This window comes from Candidatus Palauibacter irciniicola, assembly GCF_965208695.1.
Lineage (GTDB): Bacteria > Gemmatimonadota > Gemmatimonadetes > Palauibacterales > Palauibacteraceae > Palauibacter > Palauibacter irciniicola.
In genome coordinates, this window is the sequence record NZ_OZ242352.1 from 2,024,511 (window position 1) to 2,041,405 (window position 16,895).

Consider the following 16,895-nt stretch of genomic DNA (forward strand, 5'->3'; position numbering starts at 1 on the left):
CTCAGTCCATCTGTCGGCGTATGAAGGTCGGGATCTCGAGATCCTCGAACTCGACGCGGGCATCGGTCCACGACTCGCGGCCCGGCGCCTCCGGCTCCACGTCCGGCGTCACCTCTTCGGACACCGCCTGCTCGGACACCGGTTGCTCGGCGGGTGCCGACGCGGGTTCCGGCGCCAGCGCGGGCGTCGGTTCCGGCGCGGCCTCGGGCATCGGTTCCGGCGCGGTCTCGGGCGCCGGTTCCGGCGCGGCCTCGGGCGCCGCCTCCGAAGCAGGCTCGGACATCGGCTCCTCGGCCGCCAGCGCCTCGAACGCGATATCCGCCCGCTTCACTTCCCGGGGGCGTTCGACGGGTTCGGGCTCCGGTTGCGCGGGCGGCGCGGAGCGATCGTCGAGCACGCCCGGACCGCCGTACTTCGACCCGATGACCACCGGGGTCGCGCGAGACCGGGGCGGCGCCTGGCTCACGGGAATCACCCGCTCGGCCATCGGCGCCGGCTCGTCTCCCTCCATGTCTCCGAAGCCCGTTGCGATCACCGTCACGCGGAGCGTGCCCTCGAGTTGCGGATCGTGCACGACGCCGAAGATCATCTCGCCCTCGTCGCCCGCGGCCTCCTGAATGATGGAGTTGACCGTCGTGACTTCGTCGATCGTCAGGTCGGGACCGCCGCTGATATTGATGAGGACGCCCGTGGCGCCGTTGATGGATACGTTGTCGAGGAGGGGCGAGCAAATGGCCTCCTGCGCCGCTTCCACGGCGCGATCCTCGCCCGTTGCGCTGCCGGTTCCCATGAGGGCGGCCCCGCGGTTCGACATCACCGTGCGGACGTCCGCGAAGTCCACGTTCACCTCGCCGGTCACGGAGATCAGGTCGGAGATCCCCTGGGTCGCCTGCAGGAGAACCTCGTCCGCCTTCTTGAGCGCCTGGCGGAACGTCATCTCCTTCCCTACGACCGCGAGCAGGCGCTCGTTCGGCACGACGATCATCGTGTCCACCGCGCGGCGAAGCTCGCGCAGCCCGATCTCCGCGTACCGCATCCGCTTCTTGCCCTCGAAGTGGAAGGGGCGGGTCACGATCGCGATGCAGAGCGACCCCATCTCCCGCGCCATGCCGCCGATGATCGGGGCCGCGCCCGTGCCGGTGCCTCCACCCATCCCCGCCGTGACGAAGACGAGATCCGCGCCCGCGATCACCGATCGTATCTCTTCGGCGCTCTCGGACATCGCCTGCCGTCCGATCTCGGGACGGGCGCCGGCCCCCAGGCCCCGCGTGAGTTCCTTCCCGATCTGGACTCTGAGGTGGGCGCCGGATTCCTTCAGCGCCTGGGCGTCGGTGTTGACCGCGATGAACTCCACACCATCGAGTTCCTCATCGATCATGCGGTTGACCGCGTTGCCGCCGGCGCCACCCACGCCGACGACCTTCATTTTTGCGTTACGCACGCCGTTTTCGTCGAATGCAAAGACCACGTGTCCCCTCCCTCCCGTCAGAAAAACTCCCGTAGCCACCCGCCGACTCTCGCGAAGGCGCGGGTCGCTCCCACCAACCCTCCCGCCGAGGCCCGCGACGCGCCGTACAGCACCAGCCCCGTGGCGGTGCTGTAGGACGGACGTGCGAGGCCCTCCGCCATGCCCGTGAGGCCGAGTGAAGGAATACCGGTGCGAACCGGCAGATTGAAGACCGAGCGAGCCAGGTCTTCCGTGTGCGCGAGCGAAACCCCGCCACCGCTCAGCACGATCCCCGCCTCGAGTCCGCCCAGCGTTCCGCTCGTCTCCAGTTCCTCGTACACCAGTCCAAGAATCTCGTCCAGCCGTTGTTCGATAATGTGCACCAGCAGCTCGCGCGACACACGTCGGGCGCGTCCGTGGCGGGCCCCGGAGACGTCGAGCAGTTCCTGCGAATCGGCCCGGTCGCGCAGCGCTCCGCCGTGTCGCTCCTTGAGCTGCGCGGCCTCGTCTTCGTGAACGCCGAGGCCGCGCGCGATGTCCCGCGTCACGATCGATCCGCCCCACGGCAGCGTCGCCGCGTGCAGGATGCGGTGTCCTCCGTAAACGAGTACGTCGGTCGTCGCGCCCCCGATCTCGACCAGGGCCACGCCGGCCTCGCGTTCGGCATCCTCGAGCACGGCGAGCGCCGTGGCCAGCGGCGCCATGACCAGCTCGTCCGGCCGGTATCCCGCGCGGTCGACGACCTTCGCGAGGTCGTGGCAGATCGCCACGTCGGCCGTCACGATGCAGAGGTCCGCCTCGAGACGGGTGCCGGCCATGCCCTCGGGATCCCGGATCCCGTCACGATGGTCGACGGCGTACCGCTGGGACAGGGCGTGGATCAGCTCGTGGCCGGGCGGAATCGGGACGGCCCGGCCCACCTCCTGCACGCGCTTGACGTCGGCGGGCGTGATCTCCGAGCCGGAGACCTGAAGGACGCCCTTCGATCGGGACGTCCGCACACTTCCGCTCGGGACGCTCACGTAGGCGGCCTCGACCTCGCGCCCGGCGGTGGCTTCCGCCTGTCTGACGGCGGTGCGAACGGCCTGGGTTGCCGCTTCGATGTTCCCGATGCCGGGGCCGTTCATGCCCTCGGAACGGGTGACGCCGAGGCCGATAATCTCGAGCGGATCGGCGGGCTGGCGGCCCGGATGCACCGTAGCGACGACCGCACAGGTCTTGGTCGACCCCACATCCACCCCGACAATGCCCGCCCCCTGAATCATCGCTCCTCCACGCGCGTTAGTACAACCTGGCCTCTGAAACGCGCGTCCGCACGTGCGACGCGGCGATCTTCGATCTGCCCGAGCGCGATCGACACGCGGTCGAGGGCGCGCAGGGGCCGTTCGCGCGGCAGAAGGACGACCTCCGCGCCGGCGCCGGGCAGGAGCAGAAACCGGTATCCCCCCTCCGCCGCGGGCCCGACCTCGGAGACGAGGGACATGAAATCGCTCCGCGTGCGATCCATGCGCGACAGCGCGAGGATGAGTTCGCGCATGGCCGGGTCCGCCACGAAACCGCCCTCCGTCTCGGCCAGGCCCCGGACGATCGGCAGGTCGAGCGGCGCCGCGGAGGGTTCGAGCGGCAGCACGTAGCCATCACCGCTCACGGGGCGCAGTTCGGGCGTCGCGACGAGCGCGACCGGCCGCCGCTCCACGATGGCGATTTCGAGGGTACGGAAGCTCTCCCGGTGGACGGTGGCCTCGCGAACCATGGGATGGACGCGAACGCGCGCCTCCCATACCGCGGGGTCGTCCCACACCGTTGCGTCCGGGGTCAGGGCGAGCGCCCGGATCTCTTCGGGCGGAACGTGGTCGGTCCCGACCACGCGGAGTTCCGACACCTGGAACGCGGGCAGCGTCGTGAGGAGGCGCGGCACCCAGATGGGGACGGAGAGACCGATCGCGGCGACCATCAGGGCGAGGAGGAGCCGGCGGCGTCCGCGGCGGGTGATGCGCCCCGAGCGTGGCTGCCTGCGCTTGATCATGCGGCCCCCACACGGGCGAGCTGTGCCGGATCGAACCCCCACAGATGGATCTCCGGCTCCAGCGCCACGCGCAGCCGCGCCCGGGCGCGGCGGCGAGTTTCGGCCATGAGTTCGATCACGTCGGCCGCGCGGGCGCCGCCGACGTTGACGATGAAATTCGCGTGCCGCTCGTGGATCCGGGCGCCTCCGACCCGAGTCCCTCTCATTCCCACCCGGTCGACGACCTCCCACGCCGGGGGATGCGGCGGACCCGGGTTCTTCCACGTCGATCCGACCGAGGGCAGGTCGTACACCTGATCCCGGACCTTTCGCTCGCGGAAACCCAGGTGCGCTTCGCGGACGGCCTCCGCCTCGGCCGGCGTCGCCTCGAGCCGCGCGCGCACGAACACCCAGTCGGCCGGCACGCTCACGTGGCGGTACGCGGGCCGCGCCTCCTCGGGCCCGACCCGCACGAGTTCGCCCTCCGGCGTCACGGCCTCCGCCCATTGGACCCGATCCCAGAGCCCCTCGTCCCTCGACCCGGCGTTCATTCGCAGACCTCCGCCGACGGTGCCGGGAACGGCCTCCAGGAAATGAAATCCGGACCTTCCGTGGCGGCGCGCGGCCTGGGCAAGAGCGGGCAACCGGGCGCCGGCCCCGGCTTCGATCGCGGTCTCCCCGACGCGGACGGCTCCGAAATCGCCCTCGAGGACGAGGACGGGCTCCGACACCCCGCCATCTCCGATGAGGAGGTTCGCGCCGGTCCCCAGCACGCGGCACCCGCGGCCCGACGTCTCGCGCAGCGCGGCCTCGAGTTCCGCGATCGACCGCGGTCGCGCCAGCCGCGCGGCCGGCCCGCCGATCCGGTAGCGGACCAGGGGCGCGAGCGGGACATCACGCTCCCACCGCATCGCCCGCCCGCCGCTGGACCGCCGCGTGCGCGAGGTCGGTGACGTCGCCGGCGCCCATGAAGACGAGTACCGCCTCGCCGGCGCCGACGTCCGGCGGAACGAGCTTGAGGGCGTCCTCCCGGCCGATCGGCGCCGCGGTCGAGCCGGCCCCGCCGGTGATCAGCTCCGAGGTCACGCCCGGAAGCGGCGCTTCGCGCGCGGGATAGATGGGGAGCACGCGCGCGTCGTCCGCGGTCGTCAGGGCGCGAGCGAACGCGTCCGCGAAGTCGCGCGTCCGGGTGAACAGGTGCGGCTGAAAGACGACCGTCAGCCGGGCGTCGGGATACGCTTCCCGCACGGCGGCGAGCGACGCCGCGACCTCGGTCGGATGGTGCGCGTAGTCGTCGAAGACCGTGAGGTCGGGCCACGCCGCGATCATTTCGAGCCGGCGCGCCACGCCGCGGAACTCGCCGAGCCCGCGCGCCGCCGCACGCGGGTCGCCGCCGAGCCGCAAGGTGGCGAGGAAGGCCGCCGCGGCGTTGAGCTGGTTGTGGCGCCCCGGCACGCGGAGCGCGAGGTCGATCGTGCCCTCCGGCCACGAGAGGCGCAGCGTGCGCCGCCCCACCTCTTCGAGCCTGCACCGGGCCCCCGCCCCGAAGCCGTACCCGAACCCGTTCCCCGGGCCGGAGAATCCGCATGCCTCCGCGAGTTCGCGGGCGCCCTCGTCGTCGTGGCAGTAGATGAGGCCTTCGGCGTGCCGGGTCCGCCGGGCGAACTCCGCGAACGCGGAGCGGAGGCGCTCCCAGCTTCCGTAGGTGTCGAGATGTTCGGGCTCGAGCGAGCTGATCACGGCGAGCGTGGGATGAAGTTCGAGGAAGGAACGGTCGAATTCATCGGCTTCCACGATGGCGGGGCCATCGCCCAGCCGCGTGAACCCGTTCCACGCTTCGACCCGGCCGCCGACGAGGACGAGGGGATCGACCCCGGCCGCGGCCGCGGCGTGCCCGGCCATCGCGGTGATCGTCGTCTTCCCGTGCGTCCCGGCGATCCCGACGAGCGGCTGCCCGTTGAGCAGGGCGCCGAGCGCCCGGGCCCGACGCATCACGGGGATGCCGGCGAGTTCCGCGCCGACGACCTCCGGCTCGTCCGTCGGCACGGCCGAGCTTCGAACCAGCAGGTCGACCCCGGACGCGTGGGAGGGGGCGTGCTCGCGCTCGATGGGGATTTCGCTCGCGGCGAGGTCCCGAAGGGCGTCCGCCGGGGCGCGGTCGCACCCGCTCACGACGTAGCCGGCGCGGTCCAGGAGAAGCGCGAGCCCGCGCATGCCGGCGCCGCCGATCCCCATCAGGTGCACGTGCGCCCCGGCAGCCGGGAGATCCGCCGTTCCCGCCGGACGGGGCGCCCCCACCGCCGTCCCGGTCATGCCGCGCGCCCGTTCAGCAGCGTGAGCATCTCGCGGGCGATATCGAGCGCCGCATCCGGCCGGCCGCGGCTCGCGGCGGCCTCCGACATCCGGGCCAGGCGCCCGTCGTCCGTGAGGATATCGCGGCACAGCGACCACAACTCGCCCGCCTCGAGTCCCCCCTCCTCGCGGACTTCCGCCGCCCCCGCCTCCGCCAGCGCCCGCGCGTTCGTCAGTTGGTGCCCCCCGGCCGAGGTCGGGAGCGGCACGAGCACGGCGGGCCGGCCCGCGGCGCACAACTCGGCCAGCGACATCGCGCCCGACCGGCACAGCGCAAGCGTCACCCCACCCAACTGCCGTCCGAGGTCATCGATGTAGGGCACGACGCGCACGCGGTCCGCGAAGGGAAGCTCCGACGTGCGCGCGGAGAGTTCGGCGGCGTGGGCCGGTCCGGCGATCCACACGACCGAGACGCCGTCCGGCCACGCCGCGGCATCCCGCGCCGCCCACTCCAGGTCTCGCAGAAAGGCGCGGTTGAGGCCGAGCGCCCCCTGGCTCCCGCCGAACACGAGGAGGTTCCGGCCCCGCGGCCAATCGAAGCGGGCCGGAGCCGAGCTTCCCGAACCGTTGGGGCCCGCCGCGCCGTCCGCCCCGGGCGCGACGGGGTTTCCCAGCGCGCTCAGGCGCGTGCGGCCCCCGACCCGGAGCCGGGCTTCGGCCTCCGGGTATCCGAGGTGGATCTGGTCGACGGCCGGCGCGAACAGGCGCGTCACAAGCCCGGGCGCCGCGTTCTGTTCCTGGATCGCCGCCGGGACTCCGTGCAGCCGCGCTCCCGCGAGCGCGGGTCCCGCCACATATCCCCCCGTGCCCACGACGAGCCGCGGATCAAAGTCCCGGAAGGCGCGCCGCACGCCGGCCATCACGGTCGGAGCCGACGCGAACAGCCGCCAGTTTCGCCATGGCCGCTGCCGGTACAGCGGTTGCAGCGGCAGCAGCCGGAACTCGTATCCGGCGTCGGGCAGCACGCGAGCCTCCAACCCCCGCCGGCCGCCCAGGAACACGCATTCGACTTCGGGGGCCAGCCGACCGAAGGCCGCGGCCAGGTTCAGGGCGGGGTACAGGTGGCCGCCCGTGCCGCCTCCCGCGAGCAGGATACGAGGCGACGCCATGCGTCAGCATCTCCGCCGCGAGGCCACGTTGATCAGGACGCCCGTGACGCCGAGCGCGATGACGAGCCCCGTACCGCCGGAACTGATGAAGGGGAGGCTCACACCCGTCGTGGGCAGCAGCCCCATCGTGATGCCGATGTGGCCGAACGCCCCGATGGCGACGATCGCGGTGAGCCCGGTCGCAATCAGGCGCCCGAACAGGTCCGGGGCGGACTTCGCGATCCGAAGTCCGAGGTGCGTCCACATCAGGAAGAGGAGGAGCATCGTCACCGCGCCCACGAACCCCCACTCCTCCGCGATGATCGGATAGATGAAATCGTTCTGCGCTTCGGGCAGGTAGTGGAGTTTCTGCGTGCTCTCACCATAGCCCGCGCCCAGAATCCCGCCCGAACCGATCGCGATCTGCGCCTGCTGCAACTGGTAGCCGGCGCCGGAAGTGTCCGCCTCGGGATTGAGAAACGCGAGGATCCGCGTGAGCTGGTAGCTGTTCGAGCGCACGAGCCACCACACCCCCGCGCCGATGGGCAGCGCGAGAAGGAGGAAATGCCGGATGCGCATCCCCGCGGCGAAGAGCACGGTCGCCGCCAGCGCGGCCGTGATCAGCGTCGCCGACAGGTGCGGCTCCGCGGCGATGAGGACGAGCAGCGGGCCGAGGACGAGGAGGAACGGGAGCACTCCGCTCAGGAAGCTGCCGAGGTTCCGTTGCTTGCGAACGGCGAGCGCGGCCGTCCAGAAGACGACCGCCACCTTGGCCAGTTCGGAGGGCTGGAAGGTCGCGGGTCCGAGCATCAGCCAGCGGCGGGACCCGTTCCGGACGGGCGCGATGTCCGTCGTGAAGGGGAGGATCATGACGACGAGAAGCACCCCAGTCACCCCGAGGATCGGCCACGCGTACCGGCGGTAGGTGCGATAGTCGATGAAGGCGGCCACGATCAGCGCCACGAGACCGACGGCGGCGCGGGCCAGTTGGCTCATCAGCATGTGGTTCCCCGGCAGTCCGCTCTGCTGCGCCGCGAAGGAACTCGCGGAATAGACGGAGAGGAGCCCGAACACGACGAGAACCAGCGTGACCCCGATGAGCGCATTTCGCACCCACGCCGGCGAGCCGGCGAACTCCTGAACGCGCGGGAGTTCCCGCGAGATGGCGTGGTCCGTCACGTCGCCGGCTCCGAGGCCGCGCCTTCGTACGATTCGCGGACACACTGTTCGAAGGTCCGGCCCCGCTTCCGGTAATCCGGGAACATGTCGTAGCTGGAGCAGGCCGGAGAGAAGAGGACGACGTCGCCGGGATGGGCGGCCTCGCGCGCGAGACCCACGAGCTGCGGGAACCCGCGGGCGACCTCGACCGGCGCCACATCGCCCAGTTCCCGGACGATCTGCGGCGCGGCTTCTCCGAACGCGATCAGCGCCCGCGCGTTCTCGCTCAGCGCGGGCGCGAGCGACCGGTAGGACTCGCCCTTGTGCCGGCCTCCCAGGAGCGCCACGAGGGGCCGGTCGAAGGCGTTGAGGGCGACGCGGGTCGCGGAGACGTTCGTTCCCTTGGAATCGTTGATCCACAGGACGCCGTCGAACTCGCCCACCCGCTGGAGGCGATGAGGGAGCCCCTGGAAGGAAGCGAGCCCGGCTCCGATCGCCGCGGCCTCGCATCCGGCGAGCGCCGCCCCGAGACCCGCCAGGAGCGCGTTCATGACGTTATGGACGCCGACCAGTTGGAGTTCGGCGGCCGCGATCCACGGCTCCGGCGCCCCCCCGGCCTCGAGACGCTGGACCAGGTTCCCGGCTTCATCCCGCCATGCGCCCGGCTCCCCGCGCGGCTCGATGGAAGCGAGGTAGCGGCGCCCGGCGGCCGGTTCCGCCATGGCGAGCACGGCGTCGTCATCGCCGTTCAGGACCCAGCGGCTGTCCTCATCGGCGTTCGCGAACAGCCGCGCCTTGTCCTCGTAGTAGCGCTCGAGACTCGGATACCAGTCGAGGTGGTCCGCGGCGAGGTTCACGAGGACCCCGATCTCGGGCCGGAACGCCTGGAGATCGGCGAGCTGAAAGGAACTCAATTCGACCACGAGCCAGTCCGGCTGCCGTTTCATCAGCGGAATCTCGGAGAGCGGGCGGCCGATGTTCCCCGCGGTGAGCGCGTCCACGCCGGCCTGCTGCAGCAGGTGCCCGCAGAGCGCCGTCGTCGTCGTCTTGCCGTTCGTTCCCGTGATGCCGATGACCCGCGAGCGGAGGTGGCGATAGGCGACCTCGATTTCGGCCACGGTGGGCACTCCGGCTTCCGCCACGGTGCGCCGGATCTCGGCGGTCGGCGAGATTCCCGGGCTCGTCACGACGAGATCCGCGTTCAGGATGCGCTCCACGTCGTGTCGACCCACCTCCGCGTCGATGCCCTCGGCGGCGAGGGCTTCCACGGCCTCGCGCTGCCGCGGACCCTCGAACGCGTCGCTCGCGTACACGTCCGCCCCGAGTGCGTGCAGGAGCCGGGCGGCCGCCGTCCCGGACACCCCGAGTCCGAGGACGGCCACGGGCTCGCCGGGCCCGAAGAGCGGAGGACGGCGGTCGTCGGCCATCAGCGGATCTTGAGCGTCGCGAGGCCGACGAGCGCGCAGATGACGCCGACGATGTAGAAACGCGTGACGACCTGCGTCTCGGGCCAGCCGAGTTTCTCGAAGTGGTGATGGAGCGGTGCCATGCGCAGAAGGCGGCGGCCCTCGCCCCACCGACGGCGGCTGAACTTGAACCATCCGGTCTGGAAGATCACGGACAACCCTTCGAGGACGAACACGCCCCCGACGATGACGAGGAGGAACTCCGACTTGAGGAGCACGGCGACGGCGCCGATCGCGCCTCCGAGCGCCAGCGCCCCGGTGTCGCCCATGATGACCTGCGCCGGATGGGCGTTGAACCAGAGGAAACCGATCGCCGCGCCCGCCAGCGCGGCGCAGAACACCGACAGTTCCCCGGCTCCCTCCAGGTACAGGACGCCGAGATACGCCGACGTGTCCACCCGGCCGATCGCGTAGGCGAAGGCGCCGAAGGTGAGGGCGGCGATCGCCGCGAGTCCGGTAGCCAGCCCGTCGAGACCATCCGTCAGGTTCACGGTGTTCGCGCTTCCGGCCACGACGATGGCCACGAACAGCGGAAAGATCGCCGGAGCGAGGACGACGGTCAGGTCCTTGAAGAACGGGAGCATCGTCTGCGTCGCCCCGTAGGCGGAGAGGGGCTGCCAGAGGAGGAACCCGCCGAGCGCCAGACCGAGCACGAACTGCCAGATGAGCTTGTACCGCGCGATCAGGCCGCGCGAGTGGCGGCGCACGATCTTCAGGTAGTCGTCCATGAAGCCGATCGCGCCCATCCAGGCGGTGACGACGACGGCGACCCACACGTACGTGTTGTCCAGGCGTGCCCAGAGGAGGGTGGGCAGGAGACAGGCGGTGAGGATGATGATGCCGCCCATGGTCGGGGTGCCCGCCTTCACAAGGTGCGTGGCCGGCCCGTCGGCCCGCACGATCTGGCCGATGCCGTGCTTCCGGAGTCGGCGGATCACCCCCGGCCCGATGATGAACGCGGTGAGGAGGGCCGTCACCATGGCGCCGGCCGCGCGGAACGAGATGTACTGGAACACGTTGAACAGGATGTGCTGGTCCGCGAGCGGGAAGAGAAAGCGGTAGAGCATCAGGCGCCCCCTCCGAAACGGGCTTCCAGTGCCTCGATGACCCGCTCGAGCCGGGCGCCGCGCGAACCCTTCACGAGCACGACCTCATCTCCTTCCAGGGCGTCCGCGAACGGGCGCACGGCCGCTTCGGGGTCCTCCTCCCGGATCAGGGCGTGACCGTGCACGCCGTCGAACGGCGCGTCGCAGAACAGGCCCGTGGCGGCGATGACGTCGAACCCCGCGGCCCGCATCTCGTCGCCGATCTCGCGGTGCGCCTTCGCCTCCTGGCGGCCGAGTTCGAGCATGGAGCCCGCGAACACGGCGCGGCGGCGGCCCGGGAGCAGATCGCGGGTCTGGGCGATCGCCGCCCGGAACGAGTCCGGGTTGGCGTTGTAGCAGTCGGCCAGCACCGTCAGGCGCCCGATGCGGCGTAGCGCGCCGCGCAGGCCGAGCGGTTCGTAGCGCGACAGCCCCCGGGCAGCCGCGTCGGACGGCACGTTCAGCGATTCCGCCAGCGCCGCCGCGATCAGCGCGTCCCGCAGGTGATGCTCGCCGCCCACGTCCAGCGCGATGCGCGATCCGGCCCGGCGGAATTCGATCCGGTCCGCTTCGACCGTGTACGCCTCGGGCGCGAAGCCGGCCCCCGGTCCGAAGCCGGCCACGATCGCGTCGGGCCGGTGGGCCCGGGCGGCCTCCGCGAGGATTGCGGGTTCCTCCCCGACGATGAGCGCGCCACGGCCCGAGGCGCCGCGCGCCAGCGCCATCTTTTCCCGCAGCACGCCATCGACATCGCCGAAACACTCGAGGTGCGCGGAGCCAACGGTCGTGATGACGACGTGATCGGGCCGGGCGATCTCCGCCAGCCGGGCGATCTCCCCGGGCTCGCTCGCGCCCACTTCCAGGACCCAGACGTCCGCATCGGGAGGGGCGCGCAGGATCGTGAGCGGGAGCCCCACCTGGCTGTTGTAGTTCCCCTCGGTGCGGTATGCGCGGCGGGATTCGGAGAGGGCGCAGGCGATCATCTCCTTCACGGTCGTCTTGCCCGAACTGCCCGTGATCGCGACGACCGTGGCGCCGGATTCGCGCCGCGCCCGGGCCGCGAGATCGCCGAGCGCCCTCAGAGGATCGGCGACGGCGAAGTACTCCATCCCCAGCGACGGATCTTCCCGTCCGGCGCGCACCAGCGCGCCCGGCGCGCCCCGGTCCGCCGCCTGGGGGAGGAAATCGGCGGCATCGTGCCGCGCCCCGGCGAGCGCGACGAACAGCTCGCCGGGCTTCAGCGTCCTCGAATCGCACGATATGCCGGTGTACGCCCGCTCTCCGACGCCGTTGGTGGCCCCGGCGCGGAGGCCGAGCGCCGCCCGAATCCAGTCCGAGCGTAGCGCCGGGGCCTGCGTGGTGGCCGTCACGCGGGCCCTCCGCCGAGCCCGGATGCGCCGGGAAGGGCCGGGAGGAGATCCTCCACGATCCGGCGCTCGTCGAACGGCAGCCGCTTCCCACCGATGACCTGGTACGTCTCGTGCCCCTTGCCGAGGAGCGCGACCGCGTCGGCCGGCCCGGCCTCGGCGAGTCCGCGCGCGATCGCCGCTCGTCGGTCGACCACGATCTCGTAGCTGTCCGGAGGGAGCCCGACGACCATCTGACGGCAGATCTCCGACGGATCCTCCGACCGGGGGTTGTCGCTCGTGACGATGGCGACATCCGCAAGGCGGGCCAGGATGCTCCCCATCTGCGGCCGCTTGCCGGGGTCCCGGTCGCCGCCGCAGCCGAGGAGGGCGATGACCCGGCCCGGCACGATCTCCCGCAACGACGACAGTGCCCGCTCGCACGAATCCGGGTTGTGCGCGAAATCGCGGATGACGAGAACCGGCTCTCGCGAGAGCACTTCCATGCGGCCGGGCACCGGCGGCGCCGCCGAGAGCCGCGCGGCGATCCGTTCGAGCGGCACGCCGAGGCCCCGGGCGATGGCGGCGGCCGCGAGGGCGTTCCGCACGTTGAACTCGGCGGGAAGCGGAAGCGACACGTCGGCGGCCTCCCCCGGCGCGCGCAGCGTGAAGTGCGCGCCCGCCGGGTGAAGGACGAGTCGATCCGGCCACAGATCGGCCGTCGACTCGAAGCCGTAGCGGAGCGTCGTGGCGTTCGGCGGCGCGACCTCCTTCCAGGCGGGTTCGTCGTCGTTCACCGCGCAGACGCCCCCCGGCACGAGCAGGTCGAGCAGGCGCAGCTTGGCCGCCCGATACGCTTCCAGGTCCGGATGGTATTCGAGGTGTTCGCGGCTGAAGCTCGTGAAGCCCACGGCATCGAACGAGCAACCATCGGCGCGGCGCTGGTCGAGCGCGTGCGATGAAACCTCGAGCACGGCCGCCTCGGCGCCGCTCGCCCGCAGGGCGGCGAGTTCGAGGGCCAGGTCGATCGGATCGGGGGTCGTCAGCCCCGGGGCGCCGATCCTGCCGTCGACGGACACGGTGCCCAGGGTGCCCAACGCCGCGGCGGGTCCCACGTCGTCCAGAATCCAGCGCGTAAGCCAGGCGGTGGTCGACTTCCCGTTGGTTCCCGTGATGCCGACGAGGCGGAGCGCGTCGCCGGGGTCGCCGGTGAAGAGGGCGGCGAGATGGGACACGGCCGACCGGGAATCGCGGACGGCCAGTTGCGGGAGGTCGACATCGATGACGCGCTCGACCACGGCGGCGCCGGCCCCGGCGCGCTGCGCGGCCTCGACGAACGCGTGGCCATCGACCCGCGTGCCCGGAATCGCGCAGAAGAGGTCGCCGGCGCCGACCCGGCGGGAGTCCGAACGCAACGCGGGAAACTCCGCGGGAGGCACCCCTCCCCACCGCGGCTCGAGACCCGCTTCGTCGAGCCTGCGCTCGACCTGTCGATTCGTCCTTGTCTGCTGCGGCAAAGTCCGGTGGTCAACCTCCCTCCAGTCTTGTATCCCCGAGACCCGCCGTGGTTCGCCGGGCTATCTCAGAACGACGGTCGCACCCCGGGACAGCTCGCTCCCGGGGGCGGGGCTCTGTCCCGCGACGCTCCCCTGTCCGCGCCATTCCACGCGGAGGCCGAGCGCGTGCAGGCGCGCGACGGCCGCCCGCGCCGACAACCCCGCCAGGTCCGGCAGCGCGACGACGCCTCGCGCGTTCGCGTCGGGCCCGTTGGCCGTGCCGGCCGCGCCCGTCCCGCTGGAGGCGAAGATGACGGCTCCCTCCGGCGTGCCGGCCGCAGATCCGCCGGACCACGGCCGGGGACGGGCGTCGGAGACGACGAGCCGCGGGTCCACCTGCACGCCATCGGCGGCGAGCGCCGCCCGGAGGGTCGCCTGGCTCGTGGGCGCCGCGATCGCGCCCCCGTAGTAGACCCCGCCCTTCGGGTCTTCGAGGCGCGTGAGGATGACGATCCGCGGGTCATCCGCCGGCGCGAAGCCGATGAAGGAGGCGCGGTAGCGCCCGGGTGCGTAGCGGCCGTTCACGGCGAGGCGGGCCGTGCCCGTCTTTCCGGCCACCGCGAACCGCGCCATGCTCGCGAGCGTTCCGGTGCCGTCCCGGACGACCTCCTCCAGCACCCCGCGCACCGCCGCCGCCACTTCCTCGGATATGACGCGCCGCACGGGACTCGGGTCGAAGCGCTGCACGAGGCGCCCGAACGGGTCTCGTATCTCTCTCACGAGGCGCGGGCGCATCAGCACGCCGCCGTTCGCGATGGCGCCGTAGGCGATGGCGAGCTGCAGGGATGTGGCGGAGATCTCGTACCCGATCGCGTGCGACGCGGGGCTCAGCGAGGTCCACGACTCCGGCCGGCTGAGGCGCCCCGACGATTCGGACAGGTACCCCAGTTGCGTCCGCATGCCGAAACCGAAGTCCCGCAGGTAGCGGTGCTGGACCGAGGGCGTCAGGCGGGCGGACAGCTTCGCGGCCCCCACGTTGCTCGACCTGGAGATGATTCCGCGTACGCTGAGCGTGTCGTAACCGTGGACGTCCGAGATCACCCTCGCACCCATCCGCAGCCTGCCGTCCTCCACATCCACGATCTCGTCCAGATCGGCAACACCCTCGCTGAGGAGGGACGCGAGAAGGAACGGCTTCAGCGTGGAGCCGGGTTCGTACGGATCGCTGAGGCCCGAGATCCGGTCGACCGCTCCGTCGGTGCGTTCGCTCGCCAGCGCGAGGATCTCGCCGGTACGCGGGTCGAGGAGGACGATGTCGCCCCCGCCCGCGCCGGTCTTCGCGATCGCGCGCGCGAGTTCGTTCTCGGCGATCCGCTGCAGTTCGGCGTCGAGCGTGAGCACGACGTCGTGTCCGGGCACCGCCTCGACGACCTGTCCGCCGGGCGGACGGTACGCGTTGCGATGGCCGTCGAGCCGAACTTCGGCGCGGCCGGGCTCGCCGACCAGCCAGGCGTCGAGGTCGGCCTCGAGGCCCGTTCCGCCCCGGCCATCGGACCCCACGGAACCGATGAGACGGCGGCCCATGCTGCGCGGGTATTCTCGCGCGGATCGGCTCTCGAAGTAGATCCCGCGTCCGATCGTCCGTTGGAGCCGCACACGCTCTTCGTCGCTCACGTCGCGCGCGACGAGAGACCAGCCGCCCCGGGCCTCCGCGATGGCGCTCCGGCGCTCGGATGGGACGGGCACGACCGAAGCGACGGCCTCCATGGCCTCGGCCCGGTCCATGCGCAGTTCGTCCACGGCGAGGAACGCCTGGTATCGCGTGTCGGGCGCCGCGAGGACGCGGCCGCGGCGATCCAGGATCCGCCCGCGCACCGCGGGCAACAACTCCCACTCCGCGCTCTGCGCGACCTGCCTCGCGCGATGCGCGTCGCTCTCCAGGATCTGGAGGTCGCCCAGGCGCACGGCATACGCCACCGCCACGACCGTGAACGCGATGCCCAGCGCGCGATGCCGGATGCGGTGCGTGCGTGCGAGCGCCGCCTCCCGGGCATCGCCCGCAAAGCCCTCGAGCTGCGTCGTGCTGTGAATGCCGAAACGCGTCACCCGTCCCCTCCCCTGCCGGAGACTGCCGTCTCCTCTTCATCCGGCGAGTATCCGGCGTCGACCTGCAGCAGTTGCTCCTCGCCTGCCCGCTGCAGCCCGAGCGCCTCCGCCGCGCGTTCTATGCGCGCCGGCGCCGCGAGCGAATCGACTCTCGTTCGCGCCGCATCGATCCGGTCCGTGACGACCCGGTCCTCCGCTTCGAGTCCTCGAAGCTCGGCCATCAACCTCCGGCCTTCCTCGCCCCGACGGACCACGCTCACCAGCGAAGCCGCCAGCGCGAGGACGGCCGCCGCGGCCGTCATCCACCGTACCAGGGTTCTGCGGCGGACCCTCCGTACGCTCCCGCTCCACTGGTTCATGCGCCGCCCGCCTGCTCGTCCGTCCCGCGCTTCTCCCACACTCGGAGACGCGCGCTGCGCGCCCGCGGATTCCGGGCCACCTCCCCGGCCGAGGGGCGCAACGGCCGGCGCGTCAGCGTCCGTCCCAGCGCCGTTCCCCGACACCGGCACTCCGGGAGACCCGGAGGGCACCGGCAGTCGGCGGACCAGCTTCGGAACGCGTCCTTCACGCGCCGGTCCTCGAGCGAGTGGTACGAAAGCACCGCCAACCGCCCACCCGGAGCGAGCCGGTCCCGTATCCCCTCGAGCCCCTCGCTCAGCGCGGCCAACTCGTCGTTGACCGCGATCCGCAGAGCCTGGAACAGCCTGGCTTTCTGCTTCTCCTGCGCCGAACGACCCAGCACCGCCGACAACGCGGCCACGAGGTCGTCGCTCGTGCTGAAGGGCCGGATCTTCCTCCGCCGCACCACCTCACGTGAGAGCGTCCGCCACCTACGCTCTTCCCCATCACGGAAGACCCGGCCCAACTCGCGTTCGTCCGCCCGATTCAACCACTCGGCCGCGGACCTTGTGTCGCGCGCCCCCTCGTCCATCCGCATACGCAACGGCGTGCCCGGGCGGAACGAGAAACCGCGCTCCTGTGTGTCGATCTGGTGCGACGAGACGCCCAGGTCCATCAGGGCTCCCGCCAGACCGTCCATCTCGGCGGCGAACTCCGGACGAGCCACGTCCCTGAAGTTCGCCTGTATCAGCTTCACCCTGTCGTCCGCCGAGGCGAGCCGCCGCTTCGCGGCCTCGATCGCCTCCGCATCCCGGTCAATCCCGATCACGTGCACGGCCGATCCCGCTTCCAGCAGCCGGATCGCATGCCCCGCACCGCCGACCGTCGCATCCAGGAAAACGCCTCCGCACTCCGGGCGAAGCCACCGCAGCACCTCATCCGGCATGACCGGCGTGTGCCGAAACGTCTCCTCTGTCACTCCGTCGGCTTCCTCGACTCCCCCCACC

14 protein-coding genes are annotated in these 16,895 nt (G+C 71.7%); all 14 read right to left on the reverse strand.

Annotated features, from left to right (window positions below; genetic code table 11):
- Position 1: 1 nt before the first annotated feature.
- Positions 2–1,441: a cell division protein FtsZ gene (gene ftsZ, locus ACOGI9_RS08785; RefSeq protein WP_419856769.1), complete on the reverse strand. Its 1,440-nt coding sequence runs from the start codon at positions 1,439–1,441 to the stop codon at positions 2–4.
- A gap of 44 nt (positions 1,442–1,485) precedes the next feature.
- Positions 1,486–2,712, reverse strand: a complete 1,227-nt coding sequence (gene ftsA, locus ACOGI9_RS08790) for a cell division protein FtsA (RefSeq protein ID WP_419856770.1) — start codon at positions 2,710–2,712, stop codon at positions 1,486–1,488.
- The gene (locus ACOGI9_RS08795) at positions 2,709–3,473 is read right to left on the reverse strand and encodes a cell division protein FtsQ/DivIB (protein ID WP_419856771.1); all 765 of its coding nucleotides are present in this window, start codon (positions 3,471–3,473) and stop codon (positions 2,709–2,711) included. The genes ftsA and ACOGI9_RS08795 overlap by 4 nt, the downstream gene beginning before the upstream one ends.
- On the reverse strand, positions 3,470–4,363 hold the full coding sequence (locus ACOGI9_RS08800) for an FAD-binding protein (RefSeq protein ID WP_419856772.1): 894 nt from the start codon (positions 4,361–4,363) through the stop codon (positions 3,470–3,472). The genes ACOGI9_RS08795 and ACOGI9_RS08800 overlap by 4 nt, the downstream gene beginning before the upstream one ends.
- On the reverse strand, positions 4,347–5,765 hold the full coding sequence (gene murC, locus ACOGI9_RS08805; protein WP_419856773.1) for a UDP-N-acetylmuramate--L-alanine ligase: 1,419 nt from the start codon (positions 5,763–5,765) through the stop codon (positions 4,347–4,349). Before murC ends, ACOGI9_RS08800 begins: the two co-directional genes overlap by 17 nt.
- Positions 5,762–6,913, reverse strand: coding sequence for a UDP-N-acetylglucosamine--N-acetylmuramyl-(pentapeptide) pyrophosphoryl-undecaprenol N-acetylglucosamine transferase (locus tag ACOGI9_RS08810; protein ID WP_419856774.1), 1,152 nt, complete (start codon positions 6,911–6,913; stop codon positions 5,762–5,764). The genes murC and ACOGI9_RS08810 overlap by 4 nt, the downstream gene beginning before the upstream one ends.
- Before the next feature lie 3 nt (positions 6,914–6,916).
- Positions 6,917–8,071, reverse strand: a complete 1,155-nt coding sequence (locus tag ACOGI9_RS08815) for an FtsW/RodA/SpoVE family cell cycle protein (RefSeq protein WP_419856775.1) — start codon at positions 8,069–8,071, stop codon at positions 6,917–6,919.
- Positions 8,068–9,477, reverse strand: a complete 1,410-nt coding sequence (gene murD, locus ACOGI9_RS08820) for a UDP-N-acetylmuramoyl-L-alanine--D-glutamate ligase (protein WP_419856776.1) — start codon at positions 9,475–9,477, stop codon at positions 8,068–8,070. The genes ACOGI9_RS08815 and murD overlap by 4 nt, the downstream gene beginning before the upstream one ends.
- Positions 9,477–10,583 carry a phospho-N-acetylmuramoyl-pentapeptide-transferase gene (gene mraY / locus ACOGI9_RS08825; protein WP_419856777.1) on the reverse strand — a complete coding sequence of 369 codons (1,107 nt, stop codon included), beginning with the start codon at positions 10,581–10,583 and terminating at the stop codon, positions 9,477–9,479. Before mraY ends, murD begins: the two co-directional genes overlap by 1 nt.
- The gene (locus ACOGI9_RS08830; RefSeq protein ID WP_419856778.1) at positions 10,583–11,971 is read right to left on the reverse strand and encodes a UDP-N-acetylmuramoyl-tripeptide--D-alanyl-D-alanine ligase; all 1,389 of its coding nucleotides are present in this window, start codon (positions 11,969–11,971) and stop codon (positions 10,583–10,585) included. The genes mraY and ACOGI9_RS08830 overlap by 1 nt, the downstream gene beginning before the upstream one ends.
- Entirely contained in the window at positions 11,968–13,362 is a 1,395-nt protein-coding gene (locus ACOGI9_RS08835) for a UDP-N-acetylmuramoyl-L-alanyl-D-glutamate--2,6-diaminopimelate ligase (RefSeq protein WP_419856779.1), read from the reverse strand. The genes ACOGI9_RS08830 and ACOGI9_RS08835 overlap by 4 nt, the downstream gene beginning before the upstream one ends.
- A gap of 162 nt (positions 13,363–13,524) precedes the next feature.
- The gene (locus ACOGI9_RS08840; RefSeq protein WP_419856780.1) at positions 13,525–15,549 is read right to left on the reverse strand and encodes a penicillin-binding protein; all 2,025 of its coding nucleotides are present in this window, start codon (positions 15,547–15,549) and stop codon (positions 13,525–13,527) included.
- Positions 15,546–15,908: a hypothetical protein gene (locus ACOGI9_RS08845; protein WP_419856781.1), complete on the reverse strand. Its 363-nt coding sequence runs from the start codon at positions 15,906–15,908 to the stop codon at positions 15,546–15,548. Before ACOGI9_RS08845 ends, ACOGI9_RS08840 begins: the two co-directional genes overlap by 4 nt.
- A complete protein-coding gene (gene rsmH / locus ACOGI9_RS08850; protein ID WP_419856782.1) occupies positions 15,905–16,867 on the reverse strand; it encodes a 16S rRNA (cytosine(1402)-N(4))-methyltransferase RsmH in 963 nt (320 codons plus the stop codon). Before rsmH ends, ACOGI9_RS08845 begins: the two co-directional genes overlap by 4 nt.
- Positions 16,868–16,895 lie beyond the last annotated feature (28 nt).